Genomic DNA, 23,809 nt, shown 5'->3' with positions numbered 1-23,809 from the left:
GCTCGTGCCACCATTTTTAGTTACTCACTCTTCAGTGATTTCACCGGATTCACCAGCGCGGCTTTCAGGCTTTGGTAGGAAACCGTGGCGAGGGCGATCAGAATGGCAAGCAGACCGGCCACAACAAACAGCCACATATTGAGACTGATGCGGTAGTCGAAAGCACTCAGCCAGTCGTTGAGCAACCAGGCCGCCAGCGGAGACGCCAGCAGACAGGCAACGAGTACCAGCACCACAAAATCGCGGGAAAGCAGCAACCAGAGGGTACTGATACCGGCTCCCAGCACTTTGCGGATACCAATTTCCTTGGTACGTTGTTCCATCAGATACGCTGCCAGCCCGAACAAACCAAGGCATGAGATAAAAATAGTCAGCAGGGCAAAGATGCCTGCCAGTTTGCCAACCAGCTCTTCCTGATGAAACTTGCGGCCATATTCGTCGCTTACGAACTGGTAATCAAACGGGTAGGCCGGGTTAAATTTTTCGAACAGAGGGGTAATCTGCGTGAGGGCTTCATGGGTGCTGATACGGTCGGAAAGCCGGAAAATAATACAATCGTCAAACGCCTGGCCGGTGGTCAGCATAAGCGGGTTGACAGGCATGTAGGGTGACTCGATAATGCTGTTTTCCATGACACCAATTACCCGCAGGCGCTGGCCGGGATTCCAGACCATAGCCATTTCCTGTCCGATCGGGTTTCTGAGCCGCATGGCCTTCACGGCGGCCTGGTTCAGAATAACGGCATTGGAGTCTGCCCCCGTCACGCTGAAATTGCGGCCCGCCACCAGCTTTGTTCCAAGCGTTTTCAGGTAATTCGGCGAGGCGGTGATCAGGTTGAGGCGCATAATTTCGTCGGAGGCCTTGCCCGACCAGTCAACGCGGGTGTCGTTCAGGATAGTCGTGGCCGGGCTGGAAGCCTTTGTCACGTTCTCGACCAGCCCCGACCGCATCAGCTCGCTTTGCAGCCCGTCGTACTGCCGCCTCAGATCGTCGGTCATGTTCACCATCACGAGCCGGTCGGGCAGGTAGCCGGTCGGGCGTTTACGGGCATAATCGAGCTGCTGGTAGACGACAAACGCGCTGATGATTAGCCCTATCGAAATCGTGAACTGGGTGACTACCAGTACTTTTCTGGGCCAGCTTTTCCGGCTTCCGGTTACCAGTGTCCCCTTCAGTACCCGTACCGGATTAAAGGCCGAGAGATAAAACGCCGGATAGCTTCCTGCCATCAGGCCTGTCATCAAGGCAAAACCAATGGCCAGCAGCCAGCATACCGGATAAACGAACGGGAACGCCAGTTGCTTTTCTGTCAGATGGTTGAACGCCGGCAGGGCCAGCCAGACAATAAGCAGGGAGAGGATAAGCGCAAGGCCGGTCATCAGCAGTGACTCGCTCAGAAACTGCCCGATCAGCTGACTGCGCAGCGAGCCCACGGCCTTGCGGATGCCCACTTCCCGCGCCCGTTTTTCTGACCGGGCGGTCGACAGGTTCATGAAGTTGATGCACGCAATCAGCAATACCAGCAACCCGACTATGCCAAACAGCCGGACATACCGGATGAAGCCGCCGGTGTTCTGCCCGTTTTTAAACTCCCCGTAGAGGTGGGTTTCGCTGACAGGATGCAGGAAAACATCAAAAATTGATTGCGGGTTGTGGCGCTTAATCATGCCCTTGAGTTTACCCGACACCTTTACGAGGTCGCTGCCCGCTTTCAGCCGGACAATGGCCTGGGCCAGGTTATTGTTCCAGTCGGTTTGCATGTCTTTCATCCACGGCACATTGGCGTTCAGGAATGCCGTGGGCATCAGGTACTGAAATGTGAGGGAGGAGTTGGCAGGTATTGGTTGGAGTACACCGGTTACCTTCAGGTCGAGCTGGTTGTTCCAGCGAATCAGCTTGTTAAGCGGGTCGGCAGGCCCGAAAAGAGCCTGTGCAGTTTCATGCGTCAGTACGATGGCGTTGGGTTCGGTCAGGGCGGTACGCGGGTCACCGGCCGACAGGGGCAGACCCAGCAGATTCAGGTAATCCGCACCAACAAACTGACCGGTCCGGATGAGTTTGGTGTCACCTGCCCGCAGACCGTCTTCGCGGCTGGTGAGGCCCGTGATCTCTTCGGATACGGCTTCAATTTCAGGAATTTCGTTTCGCAGAGCCGTAATGAGCGGAATCGGGCCGTTGCTTTGGGTGGTCGTTTCACCATTGGCAGTGCGGTTCAGCATGACGCGGTAAAGCCGGTCATTGCTGACATAAAACCGGTCGAACGACCATTCGTCCCACACCCACAACCCAATCAGCATGGCGGTGGCCATCCCGACGGCGAGGCCGAGGATATTGATGAAGCTGAAGCCTTTGTGCTTCCGCAGGTTGCGCCAGGCAATTTTGATGTAGTTCTGAAACATGGGCCGGTCAGTGTTTTTCTGCGAATGTACATACTCGTCTGGCAGGCAGCCTGTTAAAAAAAGTTAAGGTTATTCAGCATAAAAAAGAGCCGCAACCCGGGTTGCGGCTCAGGGGTTAAAAAGAGTCTGTTTGAGAACGGTTTATTGATAAATCGTCATGGAATCGAACGTGCCGGGTACGGGTTTCGGGCTGTTGGCATTGGAGTTCAGTTCGTTCTGCGAATAGATAAACCGGTTGGGGAGCTGGCTGCCCGTGTTGGGGGCCAGCTTGATGCCATAGGCTTCCTTGCGGGTGCGGCGGTCTTCGTTCCAGCCCAGATGCTGACCATAAAACGAAATGTAGCGTTCCTGTAGAATTTCCCGCAACAGCGCGTTGTCGGCCGGTATATTGTCCGGATTTTCCATACCCCCGGCAGCAAAATCGGCGGCCACATAGGGTTCGTACTTGTAGGTGCCGGCCACCAGATAACTGCTGTGGATATAGCCGCCTGCATTCATAAATGCCCGGTATTTATTCAGGTTATCGAGTGCCGTTGCAAAGCCTTTGCCGGTGCGCAGGGCCATTTCGGCCAGCGTCAGGATGTTTTCCTGATAGGTCACCATCGGGAACCGTGCATCGCGGGCAAAGAAACCGCTGCCCGTCGATACGCTCGAGGTATTGGGCTCAATCTTGCCGGGCGTATTCACGCCCACCTCACGGTAGTAGAACTTAAACCGCGCCGTTTCAATGGTTTTGGCGTTTCCGCGATAAGTTGCCGTCGCCGCCGGATTCAGCAGCCCGACGTTATAGGCGCCGACGGCATAAATATCGCCCGTACGCTGGGCCGTCAGAAACGAGTAGAAGTGGTTTTCGTTGATATTGGTTGTGGTGCCATGGGGGGCGTAGAGCGAGTTGGCATAGGCGCTGATGCCGCTCAGAGCCGCCGTATAAGCGGCTTCGTACTGTTTCTGGTCGGTCAGCAGCCGCGCTTTCAGCGTATAGGCAACCTGCTTCCATTTGGTCGCATCGCCCGCGAAGTGAATGTCTTCGGCTCCCACCGTACCGATGCCTGAGTCAAAGTCGCCGATGGCCTCGTCGAGCATGGCAATCAGTTTGGTATATACATCTTTCTGTGCCTCAAACCGGGGATTCGGAAATTCGGCAATCTTACCCGCCTCCGACAGCGGAATGTCGCCCCAGAGTTCGGTAGCCGTACCGAGCGCATTTACCTGCAATACTTTGGTAATACCAGCCATTTTGCGGTTCCCCAGGGCGTTGGCCTTGCTGATGGTGATGAGGGCGTTTGCGTGGGTGCCGGTAAATACATTGTTCCAGTCGGTGTCATAAACCCCCGCCGACACGTTGTACAGGAAGTAGTCGCGCCACTGCCGGTCTGCGCCGGTCAGGTAGCCGCTCCAGATCGTGCCCAGGCGGCTGGCCATGCCTTCCTGAACGGCCAGGTTAGCCAGCTGTACACCCGTGAATACCAGACTGGCCGGTGCATCGGTCGGGTTGTTGGGGTCTGTGTTCAGGTTGTCGACAATGGATTTGCAACCCAATACCTGCAGGGTCAGGGCAATAAGCAATGTTTTATAAATCCGTTTCATGACAGGTCGGTTAATAGTTGACTTTGATGCTGAAAACCAGGGATTTGGTATTCGGGCTGTTGAAGTAGTCCTGCCCGCGCGAGTTGCCCGAACCGTTCAGGGCTGTTTCCGGATCGACACCAACAATTTTGGTCCACAGAACCGGGTTGCGGCCCGTTACCGTAAAGTCAACCGACTGGAGCCGTGTTTTTTGCCGGAACTTCGGCGAGCGCAGGCTGTAGCCGAGTGATACTTCCCGCAACCGTGTCCAGCTGCCGTCCTTGATAAACTGTTCGACCAACGTGCTGAATCCGCCGCCGATGGATGTGTAATACGATTCGTCGAGCAGCACGTCACCGGCGCCGAAATCCTTGATGTTGCCCCGTACCTTAGTGCCCGCCGTCACGACTTTACCGGCGTAGTTTTTCAGGTCTTTGGCCAGCGTCACTTCGTTGCCTACGTCGGCATGGGTGCCGAAGTGGTACAGAACCCCCTGGGTACCGGTGTAGAAATCGCCGCCCTGAAAGGTTTCAAACAGGATATTGAGCGACACGCCCTTGTAGGAGAAATTGGTACCGAAGCCACCCCGCCAGCGCGGGTTCGGATTGCCGATTACGCCAAACGACGGGGCGATCTGCGGAAAGCCGTTTTCGTTAAGTTTCAGGGTGCCGTCGGTATTCCGCAGGTAAACCCCGCCGTAAAGAGCCGACATCGCATAACCCGTTTTGGCTACTGTACTGGCCGTACTGCTGAAACCGCCCAGGGTGATGATATCGGTACCGGCCAGGCTGGTGACCTTGTTCTGGTTGGTGCTCCAGTTGCCAAATACATTCCAGTCGAAGGTTTTCTTTTTCAGGATATTGACGTTCAGCTCCACCTCCAGGCCTTTGTTTTCCATGGATCCGGCATTGGTGTATTTCTGGGTAAAACCGGTCGATCCGGCAGCGGCCACATTCAGGAGCAAGTCAACGATTTTGTTCTGGTAATAGGTCAGACCGGCGGTAACCTTGTTGTTGAAGAACCGCAGATCGGCCCCCACTTCCCATTCTGTTTTACGCTCGGGTTTCAGGTTCGGATCGCCCTGGCGGCCGTTGCGGACAAAGGCCCCGTTGCCATAACCGGCCCCGCTCGCCGGGCCGCCCCAGCTACCATAGGACGCGTTGATAAACGTGGTTGTGTTTTGGTAGGCATCCGGCTGAACCCCCACCGTCCCGTAGGAGGCCCGCAGCTTACCGAAGGTCAGAACCGGACTGTTGCTCAGCAGCGGAAGCTGGGTAAACTGCCACGCTACGTCGGCCGATGGGTAATAGAAGGTTGACTTGGTCGCACTGCCGAAGGTTGAGCCTGCCTCACCGGCCAGCGACATATTCAGGAACACCTGATCCCAAAAGCCAAGGGCTAGTGTTGAGTATAACCGGGCCATTCGGCGGTGGGTGCGGGTCACATAAGGCTGGTTGTTGGCCAGCAGCGAGTTCGAGAAGTTTGGCGGGGCATCCGGAATGGTAAAGGTGTTCATGGTGCCGCCGATGTTCAGGTATTTCCGGTCGTTGATGTTGAAGCCCACCACGAGCGAGCTGGTGATGTTCGGGATCAGGTCTTTGTGGAACCTGCCGATGGCATCGAAGTTGGTCTCAGTCTCTTTCAGCATGTTTTCCTCGTAGCTTCCCAACCCGTTGTTTACCGCCGACGACACCGGATAATTGGTAATCCGCTGGTCGGTGTAGCTATCGATGCCGCCCCGCGTGGTCAGATCGAACCAGCTGGCGGGCGTGATGACCATTTCCGAACTCAGAATAAAGCGGTCGACGCCCGACCAGTTGGTCAACTCGTTGATGGCCCAGAGCGGGTCGTTGTAAACCGGGTTGGCGCTGTTGCCCAGATACCGGCGAAACGTCCGCTGCCGGTTCGGGATCGGGCTGGCGGTCGGCGACGAGTAGTAATCACCGATGTAGCCCCGGTTGTCGAAATCGGGCGGAGTCCGGAGCATACCGATATACAACCCATTGATGCTGTTACTGCGCTGTACGCGGTTTGAGGTGGTTTTGGCATACATCGCGTTAGTCGAGAACCGGATAAACTCGTTGAATTTCCGTTCGGTGTTGAAACGAACCGTACTTCGGTTGTAATCGCTCTGTCCGCGCAGGATGCCTTTCTGGCGCAGATCGCTCAGGCTGAGGTAAAACGTGCCTTTATCGTTGCCGCCGCTGACACTCAATGAGTTGTCGATGTACGTGCCCGTCCGGAAAACCGCGTCCTGCCGTTCGTCGATGAAGGTCTCCTTTGCATTTTTCTTAATTATCGGGTAGAATGTCTGCCCGTCATAGGCTTTGAAGAACTCGCCGGTAGTATTGACCTCATCGGCCGCCCCCGAGCGGTCGGCAATTTTGTCGCCCCAGGTAAATGCCCCGTTCGGATCGTATTTACCGGCCGAGCCCTGACCGTAGGCGGCCTGTAGCGGGTGCAGGCGGTTAGGCCGGTCAAAAGAGACCGTAGCGCCGTAGGAAACGTTGATTTTAGTGCCTTCAGCGCCCTTTTTTGTCGTAATGACAATGACCCCGTTGGCGGCGCGTGATCCCCAGAGCGCGGCTGCTGAGGCACCTTTCAGAATCTGCATCGAGGCAATGTCGTCGGGGTTAATGTCGTTGAGCCGGGATTGCTGGGTGACGCCCGCCACCCCGTCACCGAGGGTTGAATTACTGATCGGAATACCGTCAACGATTACCAGTGGCTGCGTTGAGCCGGTGATCGTGTTCTGGCCACGAATCTGGATGTAGGACCCCGCTCCCGGATCGCCTGCCGATTTGGTAATGAGCACCCCGGCGGCCTTCCCCGACATCCCGTTGATAACCCCCGTTTCGCCCGAGCGGACAAGGTCTTTCGTGTCTATTTTTGAGGAGGTGGCACCGAGCTTGTCACGGCTTTCCTTGAAGCCTAAGGCCGTGACAACGACCTCATTCAGCGCCGTTTCACCGGCTTTCAGCTTTACCGTAATCGTTGTCTGACTGCCGATCGGTACCTCTTCGGTTTTCATTCCGATAAACGAGAAAACAAGGGTGCCTTTGGCATGTTCGGCCGGGATAGCGAGTGAATACTCTCCGCTGGCGTTAGCCGAAGCGCCGATCAGCGTGCCTTTAATGGCCACATTGGCGCCAGGCATGGGCGATCCGTCGTCGGCGGTAATTTTTCCTTTAATAAGACGGTCCTGGGCGAGCAGCGGCCCCGAACAAGTCATCACAAGCAGTAGCGCAACAAGTAAATGTACGACCCTCATAGCATTAAGGTTGATTTTAGACCTGGCTTACAGATAGATGTCAAAAAGGCAATAGCAATCCCGTTACCGGAAAATCCGGTTCGGCATAATCGTCAGAATGAATAGGTGGTCTTTCGCCGCGCAGGAAAGGCCTGTGCCGGAAAGGCGCATGCCCGATCGTTTTGCATAGGCCCGGAAACGGCTCATGCAATCATCGCTGTGCTGTAGATAAACAAAGCCCCCTCCCTTCCACGAAGGGAACGTCTATCCTATACGTTAATCAAAATAAATACGCAGAAAGCCGGACCCGGACACACAGACAGTAAACTGCCATGCTGAATAGACTAAGAAAAAACGGGTCAGGATACCAACTTCGAGTGCGGCCGGAAGTCAGTATGCAGATGATAAAACGAGCGGATCGATAACGCAATCCTGAACCAAAATTAACCGTACCTGCATCAAAGTCAAGTAAACAGAGTAGGAAATTTTGCAAAAAATGCAATTTTATGGGTATTGTGCAATAAAAAATGAAACGTGTAAAATTTACGTGAACTTAATCAATGAATGCACCACACATGAAGGTGGGTCAAAATCCATATTGACAGGCAAACGTTTGGGAGAATAGTCATAATCTGAAATATGGTATGCCGGATGCACTAATCCGGAAAATGAATATTGGCGAAACCTTGCTTTTACAGTGGCCGGACTATTTGTAATATTCAGGGATGTCTCTACCTTTGAGTATCCCTTCCGGCGTTTACTTTCATCAATAAAATGATACCTATGGACTCCAATCGTTTTGGCTGGTGGGGCTGCCTGTGCCTCCTTTTCGTTTCGATATCTGCTCCGCTTCAGGCTACCGTCAAAGACTCACTGAAAATTACTGTTACTGAAGGGACGAACATGGCCATCGCCTTGTCGCCCGATAAGCAAACCATCGCCCTCGACCTGCAGGGTACCATCTGGCTGGTGCCGGCAACGGGCGGTGCCGCCCGCCCCATTACCGACGCTCTCGGCGACTGCCGGCAACCGACCTGGTCGCCCGATGGCCGGTGGGTGGCATTTCATGCTTTCTGGGACGGGACTTATCATCTCTGGATGGTCAGCCGGGATGGTAAACAGAAAAAGCAGCTGACATTCGGGATTTACGACGACCGCGAACCACACTGGTCGCCCGATGGCAAACGCATGGTATTTTCGTCGGACCGCAGTGGCAACTACGACATCTGGCAGCTCACCGTCGAGACGGGGGCACTAACGCAGTTGACCCAACATCAGGCCAACGACTACAATCCCGCCATTTCGCCCGACGGGACGCAGATCACGTACGTCTCCGAGCGGACAGAGACCCCCGGTATTTACCGCCTCGATCCGGCCGGAGCCGAAAGACTGGTAGCGGGTAGTGTGGCTAAACTGGCAGCCCCGACCTGGAGCGCAGACGGTACACAGATTTATTATAACCTTGTCAACAAAACCCAGAGCGGGCTGGCAGTGACCGACCTGGCCGGAAAAACACAGGTCCTGACGCCGGCCGCCGAAGATGTGTTTCCCTTCCGGCTGAGCTGGCTGTCGGCCACCGAATACCTCTATACCGCCGACGGCCGGATTAAAAAACAGCGGATCGGGCAGGGGGGGAGTGTGATCCCGTTCTCGGCAACGGTGACACTCGCCAAACGCAGCTACGAACGCAAACGCTACGACTTTGATCAGACAACGTCGTTGCCGGTTAAAGGGATTCGCGGGCCGGTGGTTTCGCCCGACGGCCTGAAAATCGCTTTTGCGGCGGTGGGTGACCTGTGGATACTCACGAAAGGAAACGGGCAGCCTAAGGCCATCACGAATGATGTATACCTCGACGCCGATCCGGCCTGGTCGCCCGATGGACAGAAACTGGCTTTTACGTCGGACCGGCAGGGGAACATGGACCTCTGGGTGAAGGATTTGCAGACCGGACAGGAGCAACGGTTGGTCGATTTACCCGATGACATTAACTTGCCGGCCTGGTCGCCGGACGGGAAACGGATTGCGTTTTATCAGGGCGATGCCCGTAACGTCTGGGGGCGGGGGACACTCCAGATTGTGGAGGTCAGCACCGGCAAGGTCGATAAATACCACGAACCGGTGTTTGTGCCCAGCCAGCCGACCTGGTCGCCCGACGGAAAAACCATTGCCGTTTCGGCGCTCGATGTGTATTCTTCGCGTTACCGCGAAGGCATTAGTGAGGTATTGCTGATCTCAACAGACCGCACCGGCGATGGGTCGGCCGACCGGCACATGTCGCCGGTAGCCGGCCGGACATTGGGTACACGCGGCAAAAACGGGCCGGTCTGGTCGCCTGATGGCCACCAACTGGCTTACATTCTGGACGGTTTGCTCTGGACAAGCCCGGTCGATGCCCTCGGCAATCCAATCGGGCCGCCGCGCCGCCTGACGAATGAACTGGCCGACTCACCCAGCTGGACCGGCGACTCGCAGCGGATTGTTTTTCTGGCTACCGATACGCTGAAACAGGTTTATCTGAGCGACGGCCATATTGACGCCATTCCCTGCCGGTTTACGTGGCAGATAAAAAAGCCCTCGGGGCAGGTGGTGATTCATGCCGGCCAGCTGTTTGACGGCAAATCGGCCACATACCGGAAAAACGTCGATATCATTATTGACGGGAACCGTATTAAAGCGATTGAACCCCATCAGCCAAACCGTACCGGCAGGCTGATTGATGCATCGGCGCAAACGGTAATTCCCGGCTTGTTTGAGATGCACACCCACCAGAGCGCCATGTGCGGCGAGCAGCAGGGGCGTTTGTGGCTGGCCTACGGCATTACGTCGGTCCGGGAACCGGGAGCCGATCCCTACGATGCCCTGGAGCGCAAGGAAGCCTGGGCAAGTGGCCGGCGGAAAGGCCCGAGGCAGTTTTTTACGGGCGGGCTTACTGATGGCACCCGGATTTATTACGGCCTCGCCATCCCGATTACGTCGGGTGCCCAGCTGGAGCTTGAACTGAACCGGTCGGTCCGGCTGGGTTTCGACATGATTAAAACCTACGTCCGGATGCCCGACCCGATTCAGCAGCGTATCACGGCCTTTGCCCACAGCCACGGCCTGCCGGTATCCTCGCATGAGATTTATCCGGCCATGAGTTATGAGGTAGATGCCGTGGAGCACATCGGCGGAACGAGCCGGCGCGGGTATTCGCCCAAGATTACGGCGATGAACAAAACCTATCAGGACGTGATTCAACTGCTGGCAAAATCGGGGATGAATATCACACCGACGGCTTCGTTGCAGGGCGGGTTTTACGTGATGGCCGGGCAGGACCCTGGTTTTTACGAAAACCGGCAGTTTAAGGCATTTTATCCCGAAAGCTACCTGAACGGTTTGCAGGTAAGTGCTGCTCAGATCTCGAAAATAAACCCGGGCTACATCTCTAATTTCGGCAACATCCAGGCATCGGTAAAGGCCCTGATTGCGGCCGGTGCGCATGTGACGACGGGTACCGATAGTCCGTTTGTTCCCTACGGAACCAGCCTGCATACCGAGCTGCAATCCTTTGTCGGCGCGGGCCTGTCGCCCTATGAAGCGCTGCGTTCGGCGACGTTGTGGGCGGCCGAGACCGTAGGGGTGAGTAAGGATCTGGGTTCGGTCGAGCCTGGTAAACTTGCCGATCTGGTTATTGTCAACGGCGATCCGCTCACTAAGATCAAAGATGCCTGGAACGTATCCGTTGTCCTGAAAAACGGCGAAGTCTTACTGATTGACGAGTTGCTGAAAAAGCCTTGACGGGTGTTGGATGCTGGGTGCTGGGTGCTGGATGCTGGATATTGGATGGGTGTGGCATGTGCAATGCAGCAACCTTCTTACGCTATTTCTCGGCGATGCCGAATGTTCGTTCGGGGGCTTTGCTTTCCTGTTGGGCGAACTGTGTGGGTGTCAGGGTCGTAAATTCACGGAAGTCGCGGACGAGATGCTTTTGATCGTAGTAGTTGGCTTCCAAAGCGATACTCAGCCAGTCCCGGCCGGGCGTAGCGTTCCGGAGTTTAATGGCCTGGTCGAACCGGACAATCCGGTCGAACAACTTCGGCCCGATACCCAGCCGCTCGACACTTTTCCGGTAAAACTGCTTGGTGCTCAGGCAGGCCTCACTGGCCAGCCATTCCATCGACCGCATCAGCGGGGAGGTAACGGAGTGGCTGTTGAGCATCAGTTGACTTACCTTATCGATGGGCAGGCTATCCCGGCGCGACCGGCGTATCAGAAAATGCAGGAAATCTTCTACAATGCGGACCATGTCTTCGTAGTCGCCGGTGCTGCTGAGCCGCTCGTTAACCTGCCGGATTTCGCCCGAAAAGACAGCTTCTGCATCGACAAAGGTATTGGTGAGTTCAGACGAGGGCAGGCCCGTGAGCCGGTAAAGCGCACCGGGCTGAAAGACTACCTGAAAAACAAAGAAATCGCGTCCGACATAGCGGTTGGTCACAATCGTTGGTTGCCCGATCAGGGCTGAGCGGGGCTTCGCCTGTTTCAGGCCGCTGTTTACATACTCGACCGTTTCGAGGTCGCGCGGATAGAAAGCCAGGCAATTATCGGGGCGGGGCCAATACGGCTTAAACGGTACCACCGCCGCCTTTGAAAAATCAAGGTGAATCAGCTGCAAAAGCCTGACATACCCGCGCAGGGCAGGAGAGGGCAGACGATACTCATAAATCATAGCCTTGCTGTTTAGGAACCGTAGCAAGCCTAATATACGAAAAAAAACGTCAGAGGGATGGTTACTGGTTGTTGCTGGTATGTAGCCTGGTTGCCGGTGTCCGGTAGAGCAAATAACTCAGAACCAGCAACAACCATCAGCAACAACCAGCAACTCAGCAACCAGAACAACTAAACATTATTCGCACTTTGTCCCGTTGATGGTAATGGTCTGGGTGGCCGTTGTTGCCGTTCCGCAGTTGTTGGCCGGGAACGTGACCGTCAACGTGTATTGCCCCGGTTCTTTCAGGGTGTTGGCGAAAACATTGAATGTTCCGGCATTACGGAACACATTGCTGAACACGTAGCCGTTCGGCCCTCTGAATATAAACGAATTGCCGACTGCCTGGCCCTGAATAGTTGTCCCACAGATGCCGGTATTGCCCGGGTTTACCGAAATCAGGTTTGAGATAGATGGTGTAGGGGTACCAATGTAGACGGAAGCGGACTGGTTCAGTAAAAACACCGTCGTCAGGTCCGGGCTAACCCCGATAAACGAAATGGTATGGGTCCCGGCTGTCAGGCCGCCATTTGTCTGGAACGTCGCTGTCGGATTGCTGAGCAGGATGGGTTCTGTCTGGATTGGTCCGTTATCAATCGTATAACTCAGCGTGAGCATGCCGATACTTACTGATTGAGGATCGGGTAGCTCGGTCAGCGAAACGGTAATTTTGCCATCCGTAGCACACCCGCCGGTTGCACTGATCTGTATACCATCCAATGGGGTGGATCCCGGGAAAACCAAAGTAGCCGCGTAAGGAGCGCTGGCGTTGGCATAGGCATCCGTGGCGACAAAGGTCAGGCTAACCGATGTGCCGGAAACCGGGCTGCCTGGTGCCGGAAACTGCGATACGGTGTAGTTACAGTCTTCATCGACCATTACCTGATTGCGAAGATCAGGCATCGTTGTTGTCGCTTTGGCAGCAAACTGCTGAGGTGTCTGGCTATTAATTACCGGAGCGGCGTCATCGTTAACCTGTACTGTAAACGAGCAGGCTTTTGTAACCTGTGTATTCTTGTCAGTAACGGTTACCGTCACCACCGTTTGCCCGGGCGCGAAGGCAAAATACTGGCCGCTGTTGCCGGTGGTACTGGTTGGCAGAAAAGCCGGTGCCGGGCTACCACCTGCAAAGGAGGTTGTGTAAGCATAATTGCCGGAACCGCCACCGGCAATGGCATTGGTTAGCGTGAAAATTCGTTGGCAGTTCGTAGCCGGCGGTACAAAATCGGACGGAATATCACCCGAATTTACCGAGTTGAATGTAGTTGTGGCCGACTGTGGGCAGGTGATGTCCAGAGGCTGCTGCCCGAAGGCTGCTGCGCCGGTGAGGCCGAGGATGCCTAAGATAGTAATCAGTTGTTTCATAGTTAATTGATTTTAATTAGTACGCTCAACAGTTGCTGCGTTGAGAAGGGTTGCCACATCGTCGTTGCCATTGTCATCGTGCGGAGCGTTGACCACTACAGCGATTGCGCGGGGTTGTTTGCCGGAAAATTTTTGTGCTAAGACCAGTGTCTGACGGCTGTTGGGTTTCAGTACCATCTGTCTGGTGTCAAGACCCGTTCTGACCCCGTCGGCATAGCTGTAGATGGTCAGGTTGGTAACGGGTTCGGTGCCGGTATTGCTGACCGTTACCTGTAGCTGCCCGTTGAGGAGCTTCACTGACTCGCAGGTCACGTTATGGTAGGTTAGAAAACCCGCCAGCGAGTCGCTTTTTTCGATCAGGTACCCATAGATGGCGTAACTCGGCTCAATATGCCTGTTGTCGTCGTAGCCTTTGTTTTTCAGGTTCAGATACGGCTGTAGCCGGTACGCTACAGTGACCGGCGTTGTTGGGGAGATGCTGCCTTGCTTACCGGCCTGCCGGATGGGAATCGTAGCCGTCCACGGCCGGACATCCTGCCCCGGACACCAGCCTGCGCGGCTATAGGTAAAGGAGCCTTTCTGCCCCGAACATGGGTTTTGAGCGCAGTCTGTTTTCCAGAGTATGTGTTTGAACGCCAGGCTGTCAGCCGCTCCCTGCTGTTTCAGGACCAGCTGGTGCGTTTTTGGGGAGAATTCTGCTCCATTGTCTGTGTTGCCCTGCCCGTGGCCGGTGATGGTTTGCCGGAAAGTAAGCTGCCGTGCCTTCGTACTGGCCTGATAGGTAAACGGAGTCAGTTGCTGGCAATAGGTCGGGTCACCGTAGACAAAGTAGTCGTACTGCCAGAGCGGGGTAACCTTTTGATAGGGCAGCGGATTGGCTTCGCCTTCGATAAATTCGAGGGCAACGGACAGGTTCCAGCCTTTCAGCCACCACGCTTCGATATAGGATTGAAGCATACAGTTGCCGGTGAGTTCGCTCTTAAAATCGGTTACGTCGATGGTCCACGGTCCGCAAGCAACCCCGTAGGGCGTAATGAACCGCCCGATTTCATTCCATTTCCCGTGTTTAACCAGCGAAATGCGGCCTATCGCATCCTCTGCGCCGCAGCCGCCTGCCGGACAGGTAAGGGTAACGTACATATAAATGTGGCTGAACCGGGCATTATCCTGTGGCAATACCACCTGTCGGGTGTGGTACTGGGTGTTGGCCGGATTTCCGTACCGGTCATAATTGTGTAGTATACTGTCGAAGACCACCACCGTCTGACGGCCCTTGCCCGAATCTGTGGCACGGTACAGCGCACGGGCAGTGTCGTTGGCTGCCAACCCGTCGCCTGGTAGCGTCGTATAAACCGTTAGCTGGCTGACAGCTTTAGGGGCGCAGTTGACAGGAACAGTAGTTTTGTGAAGGAACGATTCACCCGGTGCCAGTGTCCGGGTCAGGGTGTCGCGCAGGACAACCTGATCATTGACGGCATAGGCCAGCGGGATCTGCGTAAGCGTCGTCTGTCCGTGATTGCTGACCAGTACCTGAATCCGGCCGGGACCACGGCGGGCCGTAAACACATCCGGACCTTCGATCTGCCCGACGCCGGCGTCTTGTGTGGCCAGGGTAAAACCCGGACCGGTTGCCGGTTCGCCCGAACCGGCATATTCGGCCGTGATGGCCGATTTGGCCTTGTTCTTCAGCACCTCAGAGCCTGTGCCGTCAAACGGGAACCAGGCAACCAGGCCGGCTTCGTTTCCTTTCAGCGTAATCCCCCGGTCGCGGAGGATTTCGGCGGCTGTGCGGCTGCGGTTCCAGATCCGGACGTCATCAATCAGGCCGGTAAGGCCACGGTTGTCATAATAGGCTCCGCCGACGCGGATTTGTTTTCCGGAAGGAATATAGGCGGAAGCTATTGTGCGTTGGCCGGCCAGTTGTCCGTCGACATACAGGGACACCTGCTGGTGGTTTACAACGGCGGCTATGTGGTACCAGCGGCCGGCAGTCATGGTTTGCGGGCCGCGTACTTTTATCTCACGTTCGGAGGTGCTGAGGGCCAGTGTCGGGTAGGCGTTGGGGCGGTTGCCACCTGCCCGCACCACAAAACCGTGGTTGGTTTCGGGGTCTTCCGTACAGAATAAGGTACTGGCAAAATGGGTGTTTTTCCAGTCGTCGGCCTTCACCCACGCTTCCAGGGTAAAGGTCTTGCCGGCCTCCAGCGCTTCGCTGTTGAGCAGGGTCAGATAATTATCGGCTGCGCCGGATAAGCGCAGGCCGGTGCCCGGTGTTTTGGCATTCCGGACGGTAGATTGGGCCAGCGCGCGGGTGAGGAGTAAGCTGAAAAAGAATAACAGAAGACACACAGGATATGTCTTCCGTACGAGGTTACCAGGCCGGACTGCCTGATCGGTAAGTCGGAAAAGTCGGTTACGATACATGTTCCCTGCGGGAAAATTTGATGCTATGGTAACCGACAAAAGTATAGGCCTGCTACCGGTATTTCCCTACCCAAACGGGTAGTTTTTTAGCGGTAACAGGCCCTTATTGTGTGTTTTTACAAAAAAACTATTCGCTCTTCAACGATTTAACCGGATTGATCATGGCCGCTTTGATGCTCTGGAAACTAACCGTCAGCAAGGCGATGAGGACGGTCAGCAGCCCGGCGATGGCAAACATCCACCACTGAATGGCTATCTTATAGGCAAAGTCCTGCAGCCATCTGTCCATGACATACCAGGCAACCGGTGAGGCAATAACCAGGGCGATCAGAACGAGTTTGACAAAGTCAATTGAAAACAGCCCGACAATATGAGCGGAGGTTGCACCCAGTACTTTCCGGATGCCCACTTCCTTCGTCCGTGATTCGGCCATAAACGCCACGACCCCATACAACCCTAAACAGCCGATGAACAAGGCAATGCCGGCCAGTAAGCGGAAGAGTGCATAGAACTGCTGTTCATTTTTGTAGAATTTGGCCAGTGAATCGTCCAGAAACTCATACCGGAACACAAACTCCGGATAAACCGCCGACCAGGCCGTTTCGACCTCGGATAACAGGCTGTGCAGGGCATCGGCACCCCCTTCGCGTGTCGACAGCTTTATGCCCAGTGAGCCATACTGATCACGGAACGAAGCCAGTACCGTTGGCGGAGTTTGTTCATGCAGCGAGAATGTATTAAAATCCTTTACGACACCAACGATTGGTTTTTTGATGTCTTCGCCATTGACCCGCAGGTATTTGCCGATCACCTGCTCCGGACGGCGGAAACCCAGTTTTTTCATAAACGCTTCGTTAATCACAAACTCACGCATGCTGTCGGCGGGCAGGAACATACGGCCCGCCAGCAGCTTCAGCCCGTACGTATGGACGTAGGCCGTGTCGGCGGGGCGCATCAGAACGCCGTAATCCGGCTCTTTATTGTCATTTTCAAACCGGAAACCGGTTGTCCAGTTGGCGCTGGAAGAGGGTGTGGTCATGGCAAACGTGTAGGATTTTATGCCGGGTAAGCCTTTGATTTTAGCACTCAGGTTTTCGAGCATACCCGGGTCGTGGCGCGGAATCGGTATGGTGATAACAGCCTCATGGCTGAACCCCAGATCGGCCGACCGGAAAAACTGCATCTGATTATAGGCGATGATGGTGCCGATGATCAGCATCTGGGAAATGGCAAACTGAGCAATGATCAGGCCACGGCGCAACGTGAAATACTGGCCTGTGCGGGTTGCCTTGATACGGCCTTTCAGGGCCAGAATCGGTTGGTAACCCGAAAGGACCAGCGCCGGATAGAAACCGGCCAGTACGGTAGTCAACAGCCCGATGAGTACCAGAAAACCGGCCACCACCGGATTAAACACCGTTACGGCCTCCGGCTGCATGTTCAGTAGTTCGCCGACATACGGCAGCGCCAGCCAGCCGGCCAGCAAGGCCAGTCCGATTGACATACCGGTCAGGATGCCGGTTTCTCCCAGAAACTGCCGGATCAGCTGCCCGCGTGTACTGCCCAGTACTTTCCGGACGCCGACCTCTTTGGCGCGCCGGATGGCCTGGGCAGTTGCCAGATTAATAAAATTGATGCAGGCCGTCACCAGGATAAACCCGCCGATCAGTACCATCGCCCAGATCATTTCCATACTGATGCTCCGGCGGGCATAGTTGGTCGTCTTAGGGTCGAAGTGAATAGCCGTCAGCGGTTGCAGGATGTATTTCAGTTTCTGGACGCCTTCGGCGTTGTGGTATTTCTGCACAAACCCGAGCAGCCGCTGCTCCATACGCGCCTGTGAAAGGTTATCGGGCAACTGCATGTATACATGCGCCCCTCCGTAGGTCGATTGCCAGTCGTCGGGGTTGGTGGTGTAGCCGAATTCTTTCATCGACGAAAACGACAGCAGTATCTCAAACGGAATACTGCTCGTAGCCGGTTGTTCATGGACAATGCCCGTTACCAGAAAATCCATTTTGTTGTCGACACGGATGGTTTTGCCCATCGGATCGGCGTTCCCGAAATATTTACGGGCGATCCGTTCCGACAGCACGACGGTTCCGGGGCGGTTCAGGGCCGTTTGCTTGTTGCCGCTGATCCAGTCGTAACTGAAAAGGCGGAAAAACTGGGGTTCGGCCAGGGCAATGATGCCATCGGTTTCCTGAAATTTCTGTTTCCCCTCCTTACCGCCGACCGTCACTACCGCTGTTTTGACGCGGCTGGTCATGGTTACCTGGTCTTTTATTTCGGGGAAATCGTTGCGCAGAGCGGCGATGGCCGGATGCGGAATACCGGTATTCGGTTTCTGATCGTTGTCGGTTTTACTTGCCTGAAGCATCCGGTAAATTTTACCGGCGTTGGCATGATGCTGGTCAAAGCTAAGCTCGTAGCGTACGGCCACAAAAAGCAACAGACAACAGGTCAGGCCAAGGGTCAGGCCCAGCCCGTTAATGACCGAATAGCTCCAGTTGCGCTTCAGTGCGCGCAGGGCTGTAAGAAAATAACGTTTAATCATGGTATTTGCTGTTATAAATCGTAAAGTGCCAGGCGTATCAACCCTGCTAACCGAAGATTTTTTTACCACATAGCCACATAGAAAACATAGTCTAGAATAGCCCGGGAGGCAGGAAGCCCGTCACTCGTTCACCACAATCAAGGGCCGCTCATTCACTCTTTCGCTCATTCGCTCTTTAATGACCGTATCGGATTCACCAGGGCGGCTTTGATGCTCTGGAAACTGACGGTGACCAGGGCGATGATGATAGCCACGATTCCTGAGAGGGCAAACAGCCACCAGTCCAGTTCGATGCGGTAGGCGAAGTCCTGCAACCAGACGCTCATCGCGTACCACGCAACCGGAATGGCCAGTACGAGGGCAATGCCAACCAGCTTCAGGAAGTCGGCCGACAGGAGCGCAGCCACACTCATTACCGAGGCCCCCAGTACTTTCCGGACGCCGATTTCCTTTTGCCGCTGTTCGGCCGTAAACATAGCCAGACCAAATAGCCCCAGACAGGCAATAAAAATGGTTAATCCTGAGAATAGGCCCAGAATCAGACCGGTGTTTTGTTCGGCGCGGTATGTATTGGCAAAGCGCTCATCCAGAAACGAATAGGTAAACGGCGCGTCGGGCATGAATTGCTGCCATTGCTTCTGTAAGGAGGTCAGCAAGCCGCTGATGTCTGCCGGGTTTACCTTGAGAATGATCGTTCCGGTATTTTTGCCCAGCACCATAACCAGGGGCGAAATGGCCTCGTGCAGTGATTTAAAGTGAAAGTCTTTTACGACCCCGATAACGGTAAAGGTGCGCCGTGTCCCGTCATTGTCGGTATGGGTAATATGACGGCCCAACGCATTGGTTGGCCAGCCAAAGGTTTTAGCCGCCGTCTCATTCAGGATTACCCCCGACGAATCGGTACCGTAGGCCTTCGAGAAGTTCCGGCCGGCGGCCAGTTTCATACCCAGTACCGAAAGGTAGTCATAGTCAACGTCGTAGCGCAGGGTTTTTACCAGTTGTGCGGTGTTCGATTCGGGCGCTACAAAGAAGTTATTGTTGTTGGACGGACCCGCCGGTACATAGCCGGAGACGCTGGCGCTGATGATCCGCCGGTCCTGTAGAATCTGTTCGCGGAAGGCCGCTTCCTTATCGCCCAGCAACCATGTTTCAGGCAACACCAGTACCTGTTCTTTAGTGTAGCCCAGCGTTTTATGCTGGATATAACTGAGCTGGCGATAAACGACGAGCGTACCGGCAATGAGCGTGACGGCAATAAAAAACTGGAAGACCACCAGCCCGCTGCGGAGGCTCAGCCGGTTAGGAACGGCTTTGAACGTGCCACCCTTCAGGACCGAAACCGGTTTGAAGGCCGACAGGAAAAACGCCGGGTAACTACCTGCCAGTAAACCCACGAACAGGCCGAATACCAGCAGGGCCGGTAAAATCCAGGGTCGGGCCAGCAGATTAATACTCAGTGTTTTGCCGGTAAATTCATTAAATGCAGGCAGGGCCATCAGCACCAGCCCATAGGCCAGTACCAGCGCAAAAGCTGTTAGCAGCATCGACTCGATCAGAAACTGGCTGGCGAGACTTTGGCGCACCGATCCCAGTACTTTCCGGATCCCCACCTCACGGGCGCGCCTGGACGAACCGGCCGTCGACAGGTTCATGAAGTTGATGCAGGCAATGACGAGGATAAACAGAGCGATCACACTGAAGAGATACACATACTGCTTGTTGCCCGGAGGCGACAGATCGAAGGCAAAATCAGAATGCAGGTGAATATCAGTCAGGGGTTGCAGGTAAAGGCCGATGTCGTTGCCTTTCCGGCGGAACTCGGCAAGGCTCATCCCCATGCCTTGCTGAAGCTGCGGACCGATGTATTTCCCGATAACCTGCGGCAGTTTGGCTTCCAGCTGTTTGTAGTCATACCCGTCGGGCAGCACCAGATACGTATAGTACTCCGACATCATCCACGAGGGCGATTTCGCTTCCTGGTTGCCGGCCATCGCCATCAGCATATCTTTGTGGAAGTGCGAGTTGGCCGGGATATCTTTCATCACACCGGTGATTTTAACGGTTGTGTTCCAGCTTTTGAGCGTCAGCATGTTGCCCATGGGACTGGCATTGCCGAAATACTTCCGTGCCATGCTCTCGCTGATAACGGCGGTATTGGGTTGCGTCAGTGCCGTTTTCGGATCGCCTTCGACGAAGGGCAGGGTAAAGACCTGCGTAAAGTTCGAATCGACAAAGGCAATGGACGACTCTTTGAAGGTCTTGTTGCCGTAACTGATCAGCGGCGAGCCGGCATCGCGCAGGCGGGTGGCTTCGAGAACTTCGGGATAATCGCGGTGCAGGGTTTGGGCCACCGGTGGCATCACGGTTGATTCGTTGATGCGGCCACCGGCCGAACTGCCCCTGAAAATAACCCGCACGATGCGGTCCGCTTTGGCGTGGAACCGGTCGTAGCTCAGTTCATCGAGTACGTACAGGCTGATAAGCAGACAGGTTGCCAGCCCGATGGCCAGCCCGACAATGTTAATGGCCGAAAACGTACGGTTCCGGATCAGGTTCCGCCACGCAATTTTTATGTAATTTAGAAACATGATGTTGATGGCTGCGTCTTACAATGTCTGAACCGCTTTTTATAAATACCACTTAATTCTGTTCTACCAATGACTTACCCAGATATTCCGTCGTACAAATCAGTCGTCAACGAAGACGATATGGGCGTAAATGCTCCCTTACGACACCAGCAGGTTATTTCACGGCTGCATGTTGAACTGGGCATCCTTTATTACAAAACGAGAACCATCCCGTATGAACCGCTGCCTGAGACTATGCTGGCCGAAGGATACGGTAATCCGGTCCCCGACCTGTTGCTCTATGATCACGAAGCCGAACAAACCCGTATCATCATCGAAATCTGCCAGACCAACGGTGAGCGCAACGATGTCCTGAAAGTAATCCGGCTGATCGACGAACAGGATTACGGCATTCAGGAAGGTTTTGTGTTTAATTACAAAACCGGCCGTTGGCTCCGCTACCGCAAAGGCGATGGCGGGCTCGTTACCGAATCCGCTTTTTCTGACTTGTTACAGCTGGATCTGAGCGGATTCCTGCACTGATTACTCCGATTTCAGCGACTTTACCGGATCAATCAGCGCGGCTTTGATGGCCTGGTAGCTCACCGTCAGCAGCGCAATGGCCAGGGCGATAATCGCCGCTGCCACAAAGAACCACCACTCAAAATCAATGCGGTAGGCAAACTTTTCGAGCCAGCCCGACAGGAAATACCACGCAATCGGAAAGGAAATGACCGCCGCAATCAGGACCAGTTTTACAAAATCTTTCGACAGCATACCGACCAGATTCGGTACCGAAGCCCCCAGTACTTTCCGGACACCGATCTCCTTGGTCCGCTGTTCGGCGGTGAAGGCGGCCAGCCCGAAGAGGCCCAGGCAACTGATGAAAATGGCCAGGAATGCAAAGTAGTTCGACAGTTTGCTGACCGTGTTTTCGGCCTTGTAGCTGTTGGCAAACTCCTGATCGGTAAAATAGTATTTGAACGGGAAATTCGGGTTAAACTGCTTAAATACCTTTTCCATGCTGGCCAGTGCCTCGCGGGTTTTCCCGGCTTCGGCCCGTACCAGCACATTGCCCCAGTTCTCCTGTTTCGGTTGCAGGCGCAGAATCAGCGGCTCAATGTTTTCGTGCAGCGAATTGTAATGGAAATTCTTCATGACCCCGATAATCGTCCCTTTTTTGTCCCACATCGTCATTTGCTTTCCAACGGCTTTTTCGGGCGTCTGGTAGCCCATTTTCTTCGCCGTCGATTCGTTGATAATGTAGTTGCTGGTATCTACGCCATATTCAGGACTGAACTCGCGGCCGCCAAGCAGTTTGATCTGCATGGTCTTGATGTATTCGTAAGAAACCGCGTTCTGGGAAAACAGAATTTGCTGGGTTGTATCCTTGCCCGGCCACGTAACGCCCATGGTTGAGCTGCCGACTTCGAGCGGATCCGACTGCGAACAGGTAACGCCACGGATGCCCGGCTCTTTGCTCAGCTCCTGCCGGAACGTGGCAAAGTTCTTTTGCAGATCGCCTTCGAGGGGCATATACAGCAGGTTATCGCGGTCGTATCCGAGGTTTTTGGTCTGAATAAAGTTCAGCTGCCGGTAAATCACGATCATCCCCAGAATCAGCATAATCGACAGGCCGAACTGGAACACGACCAGCCCTTTACGGAACAGGGTAGCACTTGGCTTAAACTTCAGCGCGCCTTTCAGGACAATGATCGGGTTGAGCGACGACATAAACAGGGCCGGATAGCTGCCCGACAACAGGCCGGTCAGCAGGGTAAGGCCAATGAGCAGCGCCGGCAGCAACGGATTGGTAATGTTGAACGATAAGTGCTTTTCGGTCAGTGTATTAAAGGTCGGCAGTAATATCAGTACCAGCATTACGGAGAAAAAGAGCGCCAGAAACGCGATCAGGACCGACTCCCCGATAAACTGCCCGATGAGGCTGTTGCGGTAAGCGCCCACCACTTTCCGGATACCCACTTCCTTGGCCCGTTTCACCGAACGGGCGGTCGCCAGGTTCATAAAATTGATGCAGGCAATGACCAGAATGAAGATGGCGACAATCGAAAAGATGCGTACGTACTCGATGCGGCCGCCACTCTGGATGCCGGATTCCCATTTGCCGTAGAGGTATGATTCGCCGTAATTCTGCAGGAACAGCTCAACGTTGCTGTCCTTGTTTTTGGTTTTGATGTAGTTTTTAATCTTCGCGTTCACCTTGTCGATGGATGTGTTTTCGGCCAGGAGAACGTAGCAGCGCGGCCCGTTGTTACCCCACTGTTTCGCCCACTCGTTGCTTTTCAGCCAGCGGTCAAAGCTCATCAGAAAGTCAAATTTGAGCGATGATGCTTCCGGAATGTCGGCCAGTACACCCGTCACAATCACATCGTCTTTATTGTCGATGCGTATGGTTTTACCGATCGGGTTTTGTCCCTTGAAGTATTTATCCGCCAGTTTTTTCGAAATCACCAGACCATCGGGGCGTTTGAGGGCCGTTTTCGGGTCGCCCTGCGCCAGTCCGAAGGAAAACATCGTCAGGAAATCGCCCTGGACATACCGGCCTTTTTCCTTTTCAAATGTGCTGCCGACGGTAAACAGCGGGCTTTCTTCCCACAGCATCTGGCTCGCCATTTTGATTTCCGGAATATCCTTCGTGATGTTATCGGCCAGAATACCGGGCGTCGACGGATAGGTATTGATCACACCGGTATAGTGCTGGTTTTCCATAACCCGGTATAGCCGCTGGTCGTTTTTGTGAAAGCGGTCCATCGCCAGTTCATCCTGCACCCAGAGGGTAATCAGCAGGCTGCACGTCATACCGAGGGCGAGGCCCATGATGTTGATGAAGGAAAACATCTTGTTCTTCCACAAGTTCCTCCACGCGATTTTAAGATAGTTCCGGATCATGATCAATTGAGTGATTTAGTGATT

Annotated in this window: 12 protein-coding genes; 2 read left to right on the top strand and 10 right to left on the bottom strand. The window is 54.6% G+C overall.

Annotated features, from left to right (window positions below; translation table 11 throughout):
* Positions 1–20 precede the first annotated feature (20 nt).
* From BLX24_RS25715 to BLX24_RS33950, 4 genes are all read right to left on the bottom strand, one after another.
* Complete coding sequence (locus BLX24_RS25715; RefSeq protein ID WP_071506097.1) at positions 21–2,399, bottom strand: ABC transporter permease; 2,379 nt, start codon at positions 2,397–2,399, stop codon at positions 21–23.
* 141 nt (positions 2,400–2,540) lie between these two features.
* On the bottom strand, positions 2,541–3,986 hold the full coding sequence (locus BLX24_RS25710) for a SusD/RagB family nutrient-binding outer membrane lipoprotein (RefSeq protein WP_071506096.1): 1,446 nt from the start codon (positions 3,984–3,986) through the stop codon (positions 2,541–2,543).
* A gap of 10 nt (positions 3,987–3,996) precedes the next feature.
* Positions 3,997–7,236 carry a SusC/RagA family TonB-linked outer membrane protein gene (locus BLX24_RS25705; RefSeq protein ID WP_071506095.1) on the bottom strand — a complete coding sequence of 1,080 codons (3,240 nt, stop codon included), beginning with the start codon at positions 7,234–7,236 and terminating at the stop codon, positions 3,997–3,999.
* Between the two features lie 63 nt (positions 7,237–7,299).
* Complete coding sequence (locus tag BLX24_RS33950; RefSeq protein WP_262483005.1) at positions 7,300–7,422, bottom strand: hypothetical protein; 123 nt, start codon at positions 7,420–7,422, stop codon at positions 7,300–7,302.
* A 576-nt stretch (positions 7,423–7,998) separates the two neighbouring features.
* Between BLX24_RS33950 and BLX24_RS25700 the strand changes: the two genes are divergently transcribed.
* Complete coding sequence (locus tag BLX24_RS25700; RefSeq protein ID WP_071506094.1) at positions 7,999–10,995, top strand: amidohydrolase family protein; 2,997 nt, start codon at positions 7,999–8,001, stop codon at positions 10,993–10,995.
* 82 nt (positions 10,996–11,077) lie between these two features.
* Here BLX24_RS25700 and BLX24_RS25695 read toward each other — a convergent pair whose 3' ends face one another.
* The 5 genes from BLX24_RS25695 to BLX24_RS25675 all read right to left on the bottom strand — a co-directional run bounded on the left by BLX24_RS25695 (position 11,078) and on the right by BLX24_RS25675 (position 20,896).
* Positions 11,078–11,923, bottom strand: coding sequence for a helix-turn-helix domain-containing protein (locus BLX24_RS25695; RefSeq protein ID WP_071506093.1), 846 nt, complete (start codon positions 11,921–11,923; stop codon positions 11,078–11,080).
* Positions 11,924–12,100: 177 nt separating this feature from the next.
* Positions 12,101–13,327, bottom strand: a complete 1,227-nt coding sequence (locus BLX24_RS25690) for a hypothetical protein (RefSeq protein ID WP_071506092.1) — start codon at positions 13,325–13,327, stop codon at positions 12,101–12,103.
* A 12-nt stretch (positions 13,328–13,339) separates the two neighbouring features.
* Positions 13,340–15,676: a LamG-like jellyroll fold domain-containing protein gene (locus tag BLX24_RS25685; protein WP_177225924.1), complete on the bottom strand. Its 2,337-nt coding sequence runs from the start codon at positions 15,674–15,676 to the stop codon at positions 13,340–13,342.
* 202 nt (positions 15,677–15,878) lie between these two features.
* Positions 15,879–18,308 (bottom strand): ABC transporter permease, encoded by a 2,430-nt coding sequence (locus tag BLX24_RS25680; RefSeq protein WP_071506090.1) that lies wholly within the window; start codon positions 18,306–18,308, stop codon positions 15,879–15,881.
* A 164-nt stretch (positions 18,309–18,472) separates the two neighbouring features.
* Positions 18,473–20,896, bottom strand: a complete 2,424-nt coding sequence (locus BLX24_RS25675) for an ABC transporter permease (protein ID WP_071506089.1) — start codon at positions 20,894–20,896, stop codon at positions 18,473–18,475.
* Between the two features lie 69 nt (positions 20,897–20,965).
* Between BLX24_RS25675 and BLX24_RS25670 the strand changes: the two genes are divergently transcribed.
* A complete protein-coding gene (locus tag BLX24_RS25670) occupies positions 20,966–21,418 on the top strand; it encodes a PDDEXK family nuclease (RefSeq protein WP_071506088.1) in 453 nt (150 codons plus the stop codon).
* On the opposite strand, the gene BLX24_RS25665 is transcribed toward BLX24_RS25670, so the two are convergent.
* Positions 21,419–23,785, bottom strand: a complete 2,367-nt coding sequence (locus BLX24_RS25665; protein WP_071506087.1) for an ABC transporter permease — start codon at positions 23,783–23,785, stop codon at positions 21,419–21,421.
* Between the last annotated feature and the right edge of the window lie 24 nt (positions 23,786–23,809).

Source organism: Arsenicibacter rosenii, assembly GCF_001870735.1.
GTDB lineage: Bacteria > Bacteroidota > Bacteroidia > Cytophagales > Spirosomataceae > Arsenicibacter > Arsenicibacter rosenii.
This window is presented reverse-complemented; position numbering and strand designations above follow the sequence as displayed.